Raw genomic sequence first — 16602 nt, forward strand, 5'->3', positions numbered from 1 at the left:
ATGACATGCCTTTTGCACTCTCTACAAAAAGAAAACAGGTGATTTTTTACACCTGTAGCATTTGTTATGAATTTAAAGTGGTACTCTCTCTCATTTCCATATACCGTTCCAATTTCCGCTTCACCCTCTGTAAAGCGTTATCAATAGATTTCACATGTCTATTTAACTGTTCCGAAATCTCTTGATAAGAACGACCATCTAGATATAAAGAAAGTACTTTTCTTTCTAAATCGCTTAATAATTCAGATATTTTAGATTCTATGTCTGTATATTCTTCCTGGCTTATAATCATTTCTTCAGGATCCGTTACCTTCGCTTCCGAAATAACATCTAATAATGTCCGATCAGATTCCTCATCATAAATCGGTTTATCTAGAGACACATACGAATTTAACGGAATATGTTTTTGCCTTGTTGCTGTTTTAATAGCGGTAATAATTTGCCGAGTGATACACAGTTCAGCAAATGCTTTGAATGAAGAAAGCTTGTCCTCTTTATAATCACGAATCGCTTTAAACAATCCAATCATACCTTCTTGAACAATATCTTCTCGATCGGCACCCACTAAGAAATAAGATCTTGATTTCGCGCGAACAAAGTTCTTATATTTGTGAATCAAATATTCTAGAGCGTCAGTATTACCTTTTCGAACTAACTCAACGATTGCCTCATCCTCTAAATCACGAAATGTAACGTCGCCTACACTTACGAAGCCTGCTTCCACCTTGATCCCTCCGACCGCTATTTATTTAGCAATATTATACAGTAAAAAGATAAAGAGCGTCAATGCCTCAACGCTCTCCTCTTCTTAATTTTTCTAATTTTTCTGTAATATCTTTACTAAATATCTTTCGCATGGCAGGTTGTTTTTCTTTTGTGTCTTGTGTACGCCTTCTTACTTGTTGCTCCATCGATTGTACTTCCAACTCTAATTCACGTGCAGATTTCCGAAGAGCACCTTGCGCAAATATAACCCATTGTTCCGTATAATCAGAAGTCGCAACATATATTTGTGTATTTATATTTCTAAGCTCAATCGCTAGTTGCTCTATCTTTTCATCTGCAGTTTGATTCTTCCTCGTGAATATGACTTCCACACGCGATTGTTTCATCTTTTTTTCAATACCTTGGACCGTATAAGCATCAAAGACTATCATTACCTTTGTACCTGTGTAACCTTGGTAATCCGCCATCTTATCAATCAGTGCATCTCTTGATGATTGCAAATCTACATCCCGTAGTTTCTTCAAGTCTCCCCAAGCTCCGATAATGTTGTAACCGTCAACGATTAAAATATCGTTCATTTTTTATTTACCAATTTCGTGACGCTTACGATATACCTCATACATTAACAGACTTGCGGCTACTGAAGCATTTAAGGATGTAACTTTACCGACCATCGGTAAAGTAATTAGGAAATCACATTTTTCACCAATAATACGACTCATACCTTTTCCTTCACTTCCAATTACTAATCCAATTGGCATTTTACCATCTAAATTACGGTAATCCGTTTTCCCTTTTGCATCTGTACCAGCAATCCAAAGTCCACGTTCTTTTAATTCATCGATTGTACGAGATAAATTCGTTACACGTGCAACAGGAATATATTCAATTGCTCCAGTCGATGCTTTCGCAACTGATGCAGTAAGTCCCACAGCTCTTCTTTTCGGAATAATAATCCCATGAGCTCCTGTTGCATCCGCAGTACGCATAATAGAACCTAGGTTATGCGGGTCTTCAATTTCATCTAAAATCAAGAAGAACGGATCCTCGTTACGCTTCTCTGCTACTTTAAATAGATCTTCTAGCTCAGCATATTGATATGCAGCCACTTGAGCAATTACACCTTGGTGGTTCCCCTCAACTAATTGATCTAACTTCTTCTTTGGTGCATGTTGTAAAATAATCTTATTTTCTTTCGCTAGCGCTAGTACAATTTGTATTTGTCCTTTGGCAGCACCTTCCGCGATCCAAATTTTATTAATATCTCTTCCTGAGCGTAACGCTTCAATTACAGGGTTACGTCCGATAATATATTCACTACTCATGATGATGTGCCCCCTTCCTTTTCTTCTAAAACAGCAATTGCCTTATATACAATTTCGTCTAATCTTTCACGATTATTTAATAAGTGATGATAGCCAATTAGCGCTTCAAAGGCTGTACTATATCGATATGTTTGTACATCAGTATTTTTCGGGACAGTACCTGAATTTGCATTACGCCCTCTTCTTAGTACCGCCTCTTCTTCCTCTGTTAAAAATGCTGTCTCTAATAAATGATAAACAACTTTCGCCTGTGCTTTTGCCGAAACAAAGCTTGTCCCTAATCGATGTAATTGATTAGGACGAACTTTCCCTTTTTGAAGTAGGTGATAGCGGATATATTGTTCATATACCGCATCACCCATGTATGCTAACGCTAAGCTGTTTAATTGCTTTGCATCAATCATTCTTATCCTCTTTTCCATCTTGTACCTTGAGCGGTATCTTCTAAAATAATATTACGGTCTTTTAAATCATCGCGAATTTGATCTGATAATGCAAAATCACGATTTTTACGAGCTTCAATGCGCTTTTGAATAAGCACCTCAATTTCTTCATCGAGCAACTCTTCTTGCGCTAATTCTAACCCTAAAATATCAAATAATGTTTCAAGTTGTTTTACGTATGCTTCAATTACAACTGTAGACGTATGTTCTTCCAGTAAATATTGATTTGCATGATTTGCTACATTATATAACTCAGTGATTGCATTAGCAGTGTTGAAGTCATCATTCATCGCTTCTTCAAATGCAGTCTGGAATTTTTCCAGTTCCGCTAACCATTTCTCATTATGATCTGTTAACTCAGTACTACTTTCCATACGGTGTTTTAAGTTACCGTAAGCCGTTTTAATTCTTTCCAGTCCGTTATTTGTGCTTTGTAATAAATCTTCACTGAAATTAATTGGGTGACGGTAATGTACCGATAGCATAAAGAATCTAATTAACTGTGGATCATATTGCTTAATGATATCGTGAACTAAAATGAAGTTCCCCAGTGACTTAGACATCTTCTCATTATTAATATTAATATATCCATTGTGCATCCAATAACGTGCAAATGTTTTTCCTGTTAACGCCTCAGACTGCGCAATTTCATTCTCATGATGAGGAAATGCCAAGTCTTGACCACCAGCATGAATATCGATTGTATCCCCTAAGTATTTACGCGCCATTGCCGAGCATTCAATATGCCAGCCTGGACGACCTTTCCCCCAAGGGCTTTCCCAGAAGATTTCCCCTTCTTTCGCAGCTTTCCATAAAGCAAAATCAAGAGGGTCTTGTTTCTTTTCTCCTACTTCAATGCGCGCACCATGACGTAAGTCTGCGATTGGTTGATGCGATAATTTACCGTATCCTTCAAACTCCTTCGTTCTAAAGTACACATCACCTTCTGATTCATATGCATATCCTTTATTCACAAGTTCTTGAATAAATTCAATAATGATATCCATATTTTCCGTTACACGCGGATGAACTGTTGCATGTTTGCAACCTAGTGCCGTTACATCTTCAAAATACGCTTCGACGAAACGGTCCGCAATTGTCGGCACATCTTCACCTAATTCATTTGCTGCTTTAATTAATTTATCATCTACGTCAGTAAAGTTAGATACATACTGCACATCATACCCTTTATATTCTAAATAACGGCGTACCGTATCAAATACCATAGGTGGTCTTGCATTCCCAATGTGAATATAGTTATAAACTGTAGGTCCACACACATACATCTTTACCTTTTTTTCTTCTAATGGAGTAAACTCTTCCTTTTGACGCGTTAACGTATTATAAATGTGAATAGTCATTTTTATCCTTCCTTTCTACCTTTACTTCAAGTTGTTTTTTTAATTTATCAAGTTCTACTTCCATGATCTTTAACTTATCAAAAATTGGGTCTGGAAGGTCAGAATGATTTAATTCTTGACCGATCTTCACTCCATTTTGAATAACGACTCGGCCAGGTATACCTACAACTGTAGAATGTGCAGGCACTTCTTTTAATACGACAGACCCTGCTCCAATTTTAGAATTCTCTCCGACTGTAATAGAACCTAGTACTTTAGCACCTGTTGCAATTAATACATTATCCTGAATTGTAGGGTGCCTCTTCCCCTTTTCTTTACCCGTACCACCTAATGTAACACCTTGATAGATCGTTACATTATCACCAATTTCGCACGTTTCTCCAATTACAACTCCCATTCCATGGTCTATGAAAAAACGACGACCAATTGTTGCTCCTGGATGAATCTCAATACCAGTAAAGAAACGACTAACTTGTGAGATCCAACGTGCAATAAAGAAGAAATTCTTTTTATAAAAAGCATGTGCAATTCGATGGGCCCAAACTGCATGTAATCCAGAGTAAGTCAAAATGACTTCGAAATAACTTCTTGCCGCTGGATCCTGTTCAAAAACGACTTCAATATCTTCCCGAAGCCTCCTAAACATCGACGTTCCCTCCCCTTTATGGGCTGCTTTTTCGAGTGAACTAACTCCCTTAACTCCCTACTTATCCCCCTAAATCTTTATACACAGAGATAAAACTTATACTCATACCCATTTTTACGGTATAAAAAAGACGCCTCTGTCATATTGACAGAGACGCCTTATAAGCGCGGTTCCACTCTGTTTAGGCTAAAAAAGCCTCAAACTCATCTCTGATAACGGTGTACACCGCTTCTGCTTACTTTACGCCCTAAGACGTTTCACAAAACAATTCGCTGTTCAGCAGAAGACTCGAAGGGGCATTTCAAAAATCCGCTTATAAACCACTTCCAGCCTAAAGGTGGTTCTCTCTGTAAAAAGCCTGATTTTCTACTTCTCCTTCTCGTCGCTTTTCCTTATTAGGTTTTAAGTATACTTATTATATTTCTAAACCTAGAAAATGTTAACCAATTACTTTTTGAAGACGATTTAAAACTTTTTCTTTTCCAAGAAGTACAATAGCATTAGGAAGCTCTGGGCCATGTGTTTGACCAGTAGTTGCAACACGGATTGGCATAAATAAGTTTTTACCTTTATGACCTGTTTCCTTTTGGACTGCTTTAATAGCCGCTTTAATTGCTGCTGGTTCCATCGCTTCTAGCGCTTCTACTTGGCTAGCAAATGCACGAAGTACTTCTGGTACTTGTTCACCTTTTAATACTTCTTGTCCTTCTTCTTCATAATCAACATGATCTTTGAAGAACATTTCAGAAAGCTCTACAATTTCAGCTCCAAAACTCATTTGTTCATGATATAACGCAATTACATCACGAATCCAAGCTTGTTCTTGTTCACTTAAAGTTTCACCTATACGTCCAGCTTTCACTAGATGCGGTAAACTTAACTCTACCACCGTATCTAAGTCTTGCTTTTTCATATATTGGTTGTTCATCCATTTTAGTTTTTGAGAATCAAATAATGCAGGCGATTTTGATAAACGAGCTGCATCGAACATTTTGATAAACTCATCTTGAGAGAAGATTTCCTCTTCTCCTACTGGCGACCAACCCAATAGTGCAATAAAGTTAAAGATTGCTTCTGGAAGATATCCAAGCTCTTTATATTGCTCAATAAATTGAATAATAGATTCATCACGCTTACTTAACTTTTTACGGCTTTCGTTTACAATTAAAGTCATATGACCAAATTGCGGAATATCCCAACCGAAAGCTTCGTAAATCATCATTTGTTTTGGCGTATTTGAAATATGATCATCACCACGAAGTACATGTGTAATCTCCATTAAGTGATCATCTACTGCTACCGCAAAGTTATAAGTTGGAATTCCATCTTTTTTCACGATAACGAAATCACCGAAATCATTTGAATGGAATGCAACCTCATCTTTTACGATATCTTTAAACGTGTAATCGCGATCAACCGGTACACGGAAACGAATACTCGGAATGCGGCCTTCAGCCTCAAATCCCTTCATTTGCTCCTCAGTTAAATCACGGTGATTTCCAGCATAACGCGGTGTTTCACCACGAGCGATTTGACCTTCACGCTCTGCTTCTAGCTCTTCTTCTGTCATATAACATTTGTAAGCTAAACCACGCTCTAATAAATCTTCATATAATTTTTTATAAATATCTAAACGCTCTGTTTGACGATATGGTCCAAATTCACCACCAACATCAACACCTTCATCCCAGTCCATACCGAGCCATTTCAAGTATTTTAATTGGCTTTCTTCTCCACCAGCAACATTACGTTTCACATCAGTATCTTCAATACGAATAATAAACTTACCATCTTGATGACGAGCAAATAAATAATTAAATAATGCCGTACGCGCATTTCCGATATGTAAGTGTCCTGTTGGACTTGGCGCATAGCGCACTCTCACTTGCTTTTCCATAATTGGTACACCTTCCATTCTTAATGTCAACACATTCTATAATTGTACACCAAAAAAATGTGATTATCCATCTTACGAATTAAAAACCATTATTTTTTCTGTAATAAAACAACTGCTTGAGAAGCAATTCCTTCTTCTCTACCTGTAAATCCTAATCTTTCTGTTGTTGTTGCCTTTACATTGATATTATCAATAGACGTTTCTAATAGTTCACTAATACGTTTACGCATACTTTCAATATGTGGTGCCATCTTTGGCTTTTGAGCAATAATTGTACAATCTAGATTCCCTAACTCGTAACCTTGTTCACGTACAAATCCCCAAACCTTTTGCAGCAATACAGCTGAATCAGCATCTTTAAAGGCAGGATCTGTATCAGGGAAATGCTTTCCAATATCCCCAGCTGCAATTGCACCTAAACATGCGTCCGCAATCGTATGTAACAATACGTCTGCATCTGAATGACCAATTAATCCTTTCTCATGAGGAATTGTAATTCCACCAATAATTAACGGTCTACCTTCCGCAAATTCATGCACATCAAAACCTTGTCCAATTCGAAACATTTTTTACATCCTCCTCAAGCTAAACTACAGAGCTTTATGATTCTATATTATATCGCTATCCTTATAAAGAAAAGCCCGGCTGTTGCCGAGCTTTTCTTCGCTATAATCATCACTGTCATTTCTTTTGAACATGAAGGAAACTTTCAGCAATTAACAAATCCTCTGGAGTCGTCACTTTAATATTATAGTAACTCCCCTCTACTACACCTACTTGCTTCCCGATACGTTCTACGAGGCTTGCATCATCTGTACCAAGGAAACAACCCTGTTTTGCACTTCTGTGAGCTTCTAACAAAAGAGAAACAGCGAACCCTTGTGGTGTTTGTACAGCTTTAAGCTGAGATCTTTCTACCGTTTCGACAACGATACCCTGCTCTACTTTCTTAACTGTATCTTTCACTGGTACCGCACAAATGGACGCTCCATATTTTTCCGCTGCAGTTAATACATCTTGAATCACTTTATTCGTTACAAATGGACGCGCGCCGTCATGTACAAGAACATACTCAACATCACTCGTATACTGAATGGCGTTATATACACTATCTTGTCTTTCGGCTCCGCCCTGAATAAATCGGACTGGCTTTTCAATCGGATACTTCTGCATTAATTCTTCAAAATACGGACGTTCTTCTTCGTTAATTGCCATAATAATACTTTTGCATGCTTTATCTTTTTCAAAAGCACGTAACGTATGCACAATAATCGGTACTTCATTAATAAGTAAGAACAACTTGTTTTTACCAGCACCCATCCGCTTACCTTGACCAGCTGCTGGAATAATTAATGTATACATATTAATAATCCTCTACTTATAATGCTTTTTCTAATAATTTACGTTTAGCGAAAATCATACGCCCAGCCGATGTTTGTAACACACTCGTAACAAGCACATTGAGTTGTGAACCTACATATTCTCTACCATCTTCTACTACAATCATCGTGCCATCATCTAAATATGCAACACCTTGATTTTGTTCTTTTCCATCTTTGACAACATAAACACTCAGTTCTTCACCTGGGAGTACGACAGGTTTAATTGCATTAGCTAAATCGTTAATATTTAACACCGTTACCCCTTGTAATTCAGAAACTTTGTTTAAGTTGAAATCATTCGTTACTACCGTTCCACCAGTGATTTTCGCCAACTTTACAAGTTTGCTATCCACTTCTTGAATATCATCGAAATCGCCTTCATAAATTTCTACCGGAATCGGCATCTCTTTTTGAATACGATTTAAAATATCTAATCCTCTGCGACCACGATTACGCTTTAAAGCATCAGAAGAATCGGCAATGTGCTGAAGTTCTTCTAACACGAATTGTGGAATCACAATTGTTCCTTCTAAAAACTTTGTTTGGCAAATATCAGCAATACGCCCATCGATAATTACACTCGTATCGAGAATTTTCCAATGAGTTGTAGATTCTTCTACCTCAGTTTCTTCATTCTCACTATTATTATTTTTCTTCTTCCCACGTTGTGGTAATGTAAATAATCCTAGCAATTCATTCCTCTTTTTAAACCCTACTTGGAACCCTAAATATCCAAGTAAAAGAGTAAAGAACACTTGCAACACTGTACTAATAACTGGAATTGTAAATTCACGAATTGGTATTAAAATTAAATACGCAACAATAAGACCCGAGATTAATCCTAATGTACCAAATAAAACATCCGCTACTGGCGCCTTTACAAGAGCCTCTTCAATATGCTTAATAAGTTGAACAATATAATCTACAAGCCAAAATGTTGTTAAAAATAAAATAATTGCACCAATAATTGCACGAACATACGATCCTTCCAATAAAGGAACAGCACCCATGTCTAATACATTAATAACTTTTGGGATTAAGTAAATCCCTAACGCTCCGCCAATTACTAGAAAGAAGAGCTGTACAATCCGTTTTAACATCCAACCACCTCCTACTCATTATTAACCATTGTTTCGCTAATCAAAACGCCGAATGCAAAAGCGGACGTGTTTTTTTATAAATAGTTTTATTTACCAATATACCATATCATATACCAAAAATGTTCTAGTGTCGTTATATTATGGAATCAATGTAATATTCTTAATTGTGTCTACTCATATAGAGATGCTCTTGGATTCTTTTTAGGCCTTCTCGTATTTTCTTCGCCCTGACTTCTCCAATTCCTTCCACATCATCCAATTCATTAATAGTTGCTCGACAAACACCTTGCAAGGTCTTAAATCGATTAATTAAATTTTCAATGATAAGTGGCGGAACGCGCGAAATTTTGCTTGTAATTCGGTATCCTCTCGGCGTCACACTTTCTTCTAAACTCATTTGTCCTGGGTAGCCAAGCAATTTAACTAAATCGCTATCCTCTAGAAGTTGTGTATTCGCAAGATCTTGTAACTTTTTCAAAATTTGATGATGGTCTTGTGTTTTTTCTTGATAATAATCTTTAATTAATAACGCTGCCTCTGCCTCTAAATCAGCTAGTAGTTCTGTAAGTTGTAAACGAATTAACCTACCTTCCGTTCCTAGCTCATGAATATAGCTCAATATTTCATTTTTAATACGCAGCACCATCTCAACACTATGTAACACATGAACCACCTCGGACATTGTAACGACTTCTTCAAATTCTAGAATGCCCAAATTCGTAATACCATCATTCCATACAGCCTTATATTTTTCTAACGTTTGAATAGCTTGGTTTGCCTTTGTTAAAATAACACCTATATCCTTTAGTGTATAACGTAAATTCCCTTGATATAGCGTAATTACGTTACGTCTTTGTGAAATAGCCACAACGAGACTACCCGTCTGCTTTGCTACACGCTCTGCCGTCCGGTGGCGCATACCTGTTTCAATAGAATCAATAGATGCCTCTGGAACTAATTGTGCATTTGCAATTAAAATTTTACTTCCAGTTTCATTTAAAATAAGTGCCCCATCCATTTTTGCTAATTCGTATAAACTAGCAGGAGAGAATGCACAATTAATGTGAAATCCCCCATCAACAATACTTTTAATTTGTTCATTATATCCAAGAACAATTAGTCCCCCTGTTTGTGCGCGAAGCACATTATCTATCCCTTCGCGCAGTGGTGTTCCTGGGGCCACAAGCTGTAAAATATTAATCATACTTTTGACACGTTGCTTGTTTTCTTCCATAGCCTAGCCTCCTAATGTCAAACGAAGCGCTTCCCCTAAATTAGATACACCTACTACCTCAATCCCATCCGGAACTGTCCATCCCCCCAAATTTTTTCTAGGAATAATAGCACGTTGAAATCCTAATTTAGCTGCTTCTTGTACACGTTGTTCGATTCTTGATACTCTTCTTATTTCTCCAGTTAGTCCTACTTCTCCTATTACCGCATCAGTTGGTGCCGTAGATTTATCTCTAAAACTTGAAGCGATACTTAAAGCCACAGCTAAATCAATTGCGGGTTCATCTAATTTCAAACCACCTGCTACTTTTAAATATGCGTCTTGATTTTGCAATAATAAACCTGTTCTTTTTTCTAACACTGCCATAATAAGCGATACACGGTTATGATCAATTCCCGTCGCCATTCTTCGAGGGTTTCCAAAACTAGTAGGGGAGATTAATGCTTGTATTTCTACTAAAACCGGTCTTGTTCCTTCCATTGAGGCAACTACTGTTGATCCTGCGACTCCAACTGGCCTTTCCTCAAGAAAAATTTCAGAAGGGTTTAAGACTTCCGCAAGACCAAGCTCTTTCATTTCAAAAATACCCATTTCATTCGTGGAACCAAAACGATTCTTCACAGCTCGCAAAATACGATATGTATGATGACGATCTCCTTCAAAGTAAAGAACTGCATCGACCATATGTTCTAACATACGAGGTCCTGCAATTGCCCCCTCTTTTGTTACATGTCCGACGATAAAAATAGGGATTCCTTTCGTTTTTGCAAGTTTCATTAATTCCGCTGTACATTCACGTACTTGCGCTACACTTCCTGGGGCTGACGTCACTTCAGGTAAATGTATCGTTTGAATGGAATCAATAACAACAAAAGCTGGATTCATCTCTTCAATATGTGCTGCAATTCGCTGCAAATCCGTCTCCGATACAACAAATAGATTACTACCATTTACGTGTAAACGATCTGCACGAAGTTTAATCTGTTTTGCCGATTCTTCACCCGATATATATAGTACATCATATGAAGAATCTGCTAATTGCGATGAAATCTGTAACAGCAATGTTGATTTTCCAATCCCGGGGTCTCCACCAATAAGTACTAAGGATCCATCTACAATCCCACCACCAAGTACACGGTTAAACTCTTGGAATTTCGTTTCAATACGTGCCTCAGACTTTGTTTCTACTTCTGTTAGGCGTCTTGGTTTTGTTACTTCCGATTGAATTGCATTGGCATAATTAAGGCGTCTTGATGATACAACCGGTTCCATCTCTTCAACAAGCGTATTCCATTGACCACAACCAGGGCATTTCCCCATATATTTTGGTGACTGATAACCACACTCTTGACATGTGAATTTTGTTTTCTTTTTAGCCATATCGTTTTATATTTCACTTCACTTTCATCTATAAACAGTTTATCCCTCTCGTACAAGAAAGAGGGCTATCTCGTAGCCCTCTTAGTTTGTCTATACTTATTTTACCTTTTCAGCACTATGAATGACAAATGATTCCCCTTCAACATCAAAGATAACTTTTTGTCCTTTCTCAATAGCACCTTTTAAAAGTTCTTCCGATAGTCTATCTTCTACATGTTTCTGAATTGCTCTACGAAGCGGACGAGCACCGTATTCTCGGTCAAATCCTTTATCAGCAATGGCTGAAATTGCTCCTTCTGTTAAATGCAATTCAATTTCTTGCTCTTTTAAGCGATTCACTAACTGATTTACCATAAGTGTTACAATCTCTTGAATATGTTTTTTCTCAAGCATATGGAACACGATAATTTCATCAATACGGTTTAAGAATTCTGGACGAAATGCCTTTTTCAGTTCATCCATTACTTTACCTTTCATATCTGAATAATCGCGGCTCTCATCTTGTACGTTAAATCCAAGATGTTTATTACGTTTTAACGCGTCTGCACCAACGTTAGATGTCATAATAACAATTGTATTACGGAAATCAACTGTACGCCCTTTAGAATCCGTTAAGCGACCATCTTCTAATACTTGTAGTAAAATGTTAAACACATCAGGGTGAGCTTTCTCTACTTCATCTAATAGGACAACTGAATATGGCTTACGGCGAACCTTTTCTGTTAATTGTCCACCTTCTTCATATCCAACATATCCTGGAGGAGATCCAACTAAACGAGAAGTAGAATGTTTCTCCATGTACTCAGACATATCAATGCGAATCATTGCATCCTCATCACCGAACATAGATTCCGCTAGTGCTCTTGCTAGCTCCGTTTTACCTACACCTGTTGGTCCTAAGAAAATAAATGAACCAATCGGACGTTTCGGATCTTTCAATCCCGCTCTAGCACGACGAACAGCTTTTGCTACAGCTACTACCGCTTCATCTTGACCAATAACACGATCGTGAAGAATGGATTCTAAGTTTAATAATTTATCAGTCTCTGTTTGTGCAAGTTTAGAAACCGGTATACGAGTCCACGTAGAAACGACATTTGCAATATCTTCTACTGTCACTTCTGAGTTTTCTTTTCCTTGTTGCTCTTTCCATTGACGCTTCGTATCTTCTAACTTCTCACGTAAGCGTTGTTCCATATCACGTAAGGAAGCAGCTTTTTCAAATTCTTGACTTTGTACAGCTGCATCTTTTTCTTTTCTAATTTCCTCAAGCTTCACTTCAAGCTCTTTTAGATTTGGTGGTGTTGTATAAGAACGTAAGCGAACCTTTGAAGCAGCTTCATCAATTAAGTCAATTGCTTTATCTGGTAAGAAACGATCTGTAATATAACGGTCTGAAAGTTTTACAGCTGCATCAATTGCATCATCTGTAATAGATACACGGTGATGTGCTTCGTAACGATCACGTAAACCTTTCAAAATTTGAGTTGATTCGTCTAGACTTGGCTCATCAACGTGAATTGGTTGGAAACGTCTCTCTAAAGCCGCGTCTTTTTCAATATATTTACGATATTCATCTAAAGTTGTCGCCCCAATACATTGTAACTCTCCGCGTGCTAAAGATGGTTTTAAAATGTTCGATGCATCAATAGCACCTTCTGCCCCACCTGCACCAATTAATGTATGAAGTTCATCAATAAATAGAATAATGTTGCCAGCTTGACGAATTTCATCCATAACTTTCTTTAAGCGATCTTCAAATTCACCACGATATTTCGTTCCAGCTACAACTGTACCCATATCTAGTGTCATAACGCGCTTATCTCTTAATGTTTCAGGTACTTCATTATTTACAATTTGTTGTGCTAATCCTTCTGCAATTGCCGTTTTACCCACACCAGGCTCTCCAATTAATACAGGATTATTTTTTGTTCTACGGCTTAAAACTTCAATTACACGTTGAATTTCCTTGCCACGCCCTATAACAGGATCTAGACGATTTTCACGTGCAACAACTGTTAAATCGCGTGCTAAGCTATCCAGTGTCGGTGTATTGGCATTTGTTGAAGAACCACCTTGGTGACCTGAACTTGCTTCATTACTTCCAAGAAGTTGCAATACTTGTTGTCTTGCCTTATTTAGGCTAACACCTAAGTTATTTAAAACACGTGCTGCTACCCCTTCACCTTCACGGATTAAACCAAGTAAGATATGTTCTGTTCCAACGTAAGAATGACCTAATTTACGGGCTTCATCCATAGACAATTCAATAACCTTTTTAGCACGCGGTGTATAATGTACAGTTTGAGAAGCTTCTGTTCCGCGTCCAATTAACGCTTCTACCTCTTTTTGAACTTTCTCTGGACTTAATCCAAGAGCAATTAACGCTTTTGCTGCAATTCCTTCCCCTTCGCGTACAAGCCCAAGTAAAATGTGTTCTGTTCCAATATTATTATGTCCAATACGAATTGCTTCCTCTTGAGATAAAGCTAATACTTTCTGTGCTCTTTCTGTAAATCTTCCAAACATCATAGAAATCGCCTCCTACTTGCGCTTAGTTTTTTCAATACGTAATCGCTCACGGATTAAGGTTGCTCTTCGATAATCTCTTTCTTCTGGTCCTAAAGGTCCGCCTGCATATTGTTGTAAAATGCCTGGTTGTGTAAGAACCATTAGCTCAGTCAAAATATTTCTCGATACACCTTTTATATATCCTAAATCAATACCAAGTCGTACATCTGATAAGCAAGTGGCCGCTTCCGCAGATTGAATTAACCGACTATTTGCTAGTATGCCATAAGAGCGATAAACTTTATCTTCAAGCTCAATACTTGAATTTTGTACAATTAATTCTCTAGCCATTTTTTCTTGCTGTATGATTTGTTGAATCACACTCTTTAAATCTGCAATAATATCTTCTTCAGATTTTCCTAGCGTCATTTGATTTGACACTTGAAATATATTACCTAACGCTTCGCTACCTTCACCGTATATTCCTCTTACTACTAACCCTAATTTTTGAATTACTTGTATAATACGGCTAATTCTTTTCGTTAAAACGAGTCCCGGTAAGTGAATCATTACGGAAGCCCTCAATCCTGTACCAACGTTAGTAGGGCAGCTCGTTATATATCCAAGTGATTCATCAAACGCATATTCAACCTCTTCCTCTATCCAATTATCTATTTGATTGGCACTTTGAAGGGCCTCTGATAACTGCAACCCTGAAAATAAGCACTGTATCCTAATGTGGTCTTCTTCATTAAGCATAACACTAATATGTTCGCTTTCTGACAATAGGCATGCTCCATATTCTGTGCCTGCAAGGTTAGGACTAATTAAATGCTTTTCAACTAATACTCTCCTTTGAAGAGGGGTTAATTCATTCATTTTTAATAGTTCAAACTCTCCAAAAGGTTCTACCGTTTTATTTATAAATTCCTTTTTAAATAATTCTTGAATCTGTCTAGCTTCTTCTTCGTTTTGCATTGTAGAGAATTGATATTTTTTAAAATTACGAGCCAAACGAATTCGACTACTTAAAACAATATCAGAATCAGGGCCATCCCCCTTCATCCATGGACTAATCGCTTCATTCATAATTTTGTCCAGTGACATAGAACTATTCCCCCTCTCTATGCTCACTAAGCTGATTTTCAAGACCTCGAATTTTATCCCTTACTTCAGCAGCTTTCTCAAACTCCTCTTTCTGTACGTATTGTTTCAGAATGAGTTTTAGTTCATCTAATTCTTTCTTTAAGTGAAGATTTCCTTCTATACGTTCCGGAATTTTTCCACAATGATCTGTATGTCCACCGTGCAGACGTTTTAATAATGGCTTTAAATGTTCCTTAAATGTATCGTAACAAGAAGCACATCCAAAGCGTCCCACCTTTGTAAATTGCTCAGATGTCATCTTACAATCTGGGCACCTTAATATACTTGTATTCGAAAGCCCGTTTTGTCCTTCTTCAAACATTGTTGATTCATCGTGTAATAACCCAGCGAATAAATCATGGAATGAAAAGTTAGACTGCGGTGATTGAAAGAAAGACGTATAGCCACTTTGTTCTGCACATTGCTCACAAAGATGAACTTCCGTCTTCTGTTCGTTGATTACTTTTGTATAATGTAAAGTTGCTGGTCTTATATTACAGTTTTGACAAGTCATCACTATCCCCACCTTTACAATAGGAACGATCTATCTCATAGTACTTTTTATACATTACTAGATTGTTCACTTTCCTTTATTTGTTTAAATAAAAGTGCGTGTTCTTTTTTCAAAACCTCTACAATATTTAACTGCCTTATCTCTTAGTCATTATTCTTTTACAAAAGCTATATTTATTTATATTTCAGTGTTCTTAACATTGCGCATAATATTCGAGCCCTAAGTTCATCTCGAGAAGGAACATCCATTGATAATACAGAACGATCTAGTACACTTAACATAAGTTTAGCTTCACGATTTGTTATGATTCCCTCTTCTATTAAACGTATAATCATACTCTCTGCATTCCCTTGCGCAACGCTATGATCAATCATATGAAGCATTTGATCGATCATGTCTATATCGTCATGCAATTTGACTTTTATAATGCGAATGTAACCTCCTCCACCACGTTTACTTTCTACTACAAATCCTCTTTCTAACGTAAAACGGGTATTGATTACATAATTGATTTGAGATGGTACGCACTCGAATCGATCCGCAATCTCATTTCTTTTGATTTCAATCACATTATTATTACTTAAGTCAATAACTTGCTTTAGATATTGCTCAATGATATCAGATATATTTCTCATTTATCCGCCACCTTTATTGACTTTGACTATCTTTGACTTTAATTATATACGTATTAATAAAATTTGCAACTCTTTTGCTTATTCACTATCCTAGCCACATTCCCCTGTATTTAATCAAAATAATAATTATTTAAACACATTTTTTAATTACTATGAATTATAAAAGAAAACACGAAAAAACACGAGTCATTTGACTCGTGCTTAGTTGCTTGGCGACGTCCTACTCTCACAGGGACAAGGTCCCAACTACCATCGGCGCTAGAGAGCTTAACTTCCGTGTTCGGTATGGGAACGGGTGTGAC

Annotated in this window: 16 protein-coding genes, 1 rRNA gene and 1 other annotated feature; all 17 genes read right to left on the reverse strand. The window is 37.2% G+C overall.

Annotated features, from left to right (window positions below; genetic code table 11):
• Positions 1-64 precede the first annotated feature (64 nt).
• Entirely contained in the window at positions 65-724 is a 660-nt protein-coding gene (locus ACTFOB_RS24530) for an RNA polymerase sporulation sigma factor SigH (RefSeq protein ID WP_000387198.1), read from the reverse strand.
• A 67-nt stretch (positions 725-791) separates the two neighbouring features.
• Positions 792-1304 (reverse strand): NYN domain-containing protein, encoded by a 513-nt coding sequence (locus ACTFOB_RS24535; protein ID WP_151630226.1) that lies wholly within the window; start codon positions 1302-1304, stop codon positions 792-794.
• 3 nt (positions 1305-1307) lie between these two features.
• Positions 1308-2051, reverse strand: coding sequence for a 23S rRNA (guanosine(2251)-2'-O)-methyltransferase RlmB (gene rlmB / locus ACTFOB_RS24540; protein WP_000093757.1), 744 nt, complete (start codon positions 2049-2051; stop codon positions 1308-1310).
• The gene (locus ACTFOB_RS24545) at positions 2048-2455 is read right to left on the reverse strand and encodes a Mini-ribonuclease 3 (RefSeq protein ID WP_000564263.1); all 408 of its coding nucleotides are present in this window, start codon (positions 2453-2455) and stop codon (positions 2048-2050) included. The genes rlmB and ACTFOB_RS24545 overlap by 4 nt, the downstream gene beginning before the upstream one ends.
• 2 nt (positions 2456-2457) lie before the next feature.
• A complete protein-coding gene (gene cysS, locus ACTFOB_RS24550; protein ID WP_440029577.1) occupies positions 2458-3855 on the reverse strand; it encodes a cysteine--tRNA ligase in 1398 nt (465 codons plus the stop codon).
• On the reverse strand, positions 3836-4501 hold the full coding sequence (gene cysE / locus ACTFOB_RS24555; RefSeq protein WP_151630224.1) for a serine O-acetyltransferase: 666 nt from the start codon (positions 4499-4501) through the stop codon (positions 3836-3838). Before cysE ends, cysS begins: the two co-directional genes overlap by 20 nt.
• A 146-nt stretch (positions 4502-4647) precedes the next feature.
• Positions 4648-4893: a binding site (T-box leader), on the reverse strand.
• Between the two features lie 47 nt (positions 4894-4940).
• A complete protein-coding gene (gene gltX / locus ACTFOB_RS24560; RefSeq protein ID WP_440029575.1) occupies positions 4941-6398 on the reverse strand; it encodes a glutamate--tRNA ligase in 1458 nt (485 codons plus the stop codon).
• 89 nt (positions 6399-6487) lie between these two features.
• The gene (gene ispF, locus ACTFOB_RS24565) at positions 6488-6964 is read right to left on the reverse strand and encodes a 2-C-methyl-D-erythritol 2,4-cyclodiphosphate synthase (protein WP_440029574.1); all 477 of its coding nucleotides are present in this window, start codon (positions 6962-6964) and stop codon (positions 6488-6490) included.
• 115 nt (positions 6965-7079) lie between these two features.
• The gene (gene ispD, locus ACTFOB_RS24570) at positions 7080-7760 is read right to left on the reverse strand and encodes a 2-C-methyl-D-erythritol 4-phosphate cytidylyltransferase (RefSeq protein ID WP_440029572.1); all 681 of its coding nucleotides are present in this window, start codon (positions 7758-7760) and stop codon (positions 7080-7082) included.
• 16 nt (positions 7761-7776) lie between these two features.
• Positions 7777-8880 carry a PIN/TRAM domain-containing protein gene (locus ACTFOB_RS24575; RefSeq protein ID WP_000919687.1) on the reverse strand — a complete coding sequence of 368 codons (1104 nt, stop codon included), beginning with the start codon at positions 8878-8880 and terminating at the stop codon, positions 7777-7779.
• Positions 8881-9040: 160 nt separating this feature from the next.
• The gene (disA, locus tag ACTFOB_RS24580) at positions 9041-10114 is read right to left on the reverse strand and encodes a DNA integrity scanning diadenylate cyclase DisA (RefSeq protein WP_000392165.1); all 1074 of its coding nucleotides are present in this window, start codon (positions 10112-10114) and stop codon (positions 9041-9043) included.
• Positions 10115-10117: 3 nt separating this feature from the next.
• On the reverse strand, positions 10118-11494 hold the full coding sequence (gene radA, locus ACTFOB_RS24585; RefSeq protein ID WP_440029569.1) for a DNA repair protein RadA: 1377 nt from the start codon (positions 11492-11494) through the stop codon (positions 10118-10120).
• Between the two features lie 96 nt (positions 11495-11590).
• Positions 11591-14026: an ATP-dependent protease ATP-binding subunit ClpC gene (gene clpC, locus ACTFOB_RS24590; RefSeq protein ID WP_016089678.1), complete on the reverse strand. Its 2436-nt coding sequence runs from the start codon at positions 14024-14026 to the stop codon at positions 11591-11593.
• A 12-nt stretch (positions 14027-14038) separates the two neighbouring features.
• The gene (locus ACTFOB_RS24595) at positions 14039-15112 is read right to left on the reverse strand and encodes a protein arginine kinase (RefSeq protein ID WP_440029567.1); all 1074 of its coding nucleotides are present in this window, start codon (positions 15110-15112) and stop codon (positions 14039-14041) included.
• A 4-nt stretch (positions 15113-15116) separates the two neighbouring features.
• The gene (locus ACTFOB_RS24600; RefSeq protein ID WP_440029565.1) at positions 15117-15665 is read right to left on the reverse strand and encodes a UvrB/UvrC motif-containing protein; all 549 of its coding nucleotides are present in this window, start codon (positions 15663-15665) and stop codon (positions 15117-15119) included.
• Positions 15666-15838: 173 nt separating this feature from the next.
• Positions 15839-16300: a transcriptional regulator CtsR gene (gene ctsR / locus ACTFOB_RS24605; protein WP_151630219.1), complete on the reverse strand. Its 462-nt coding sequence runs from the start codon at positions 16298-16300 to the stop codon at positions 15839-15841.
• 207 nt (positions 16301-16507) lie between these two features.
• Positions 16508-16602: ribosomal RNA gene (rrf, locus tag ACTFOB_RS24610) — 5S ribosomal RNA — on the reverse strand; the annotation flags it as partial.

The organism is Bacillus cereus group sp. MYBK79-1, assembly GCF_051915365.1.
Classification (GTDB): Bacteria; Bacillota; Bacilli; order Bacillales; family Bacillaceae_G; genus Bacillus_A.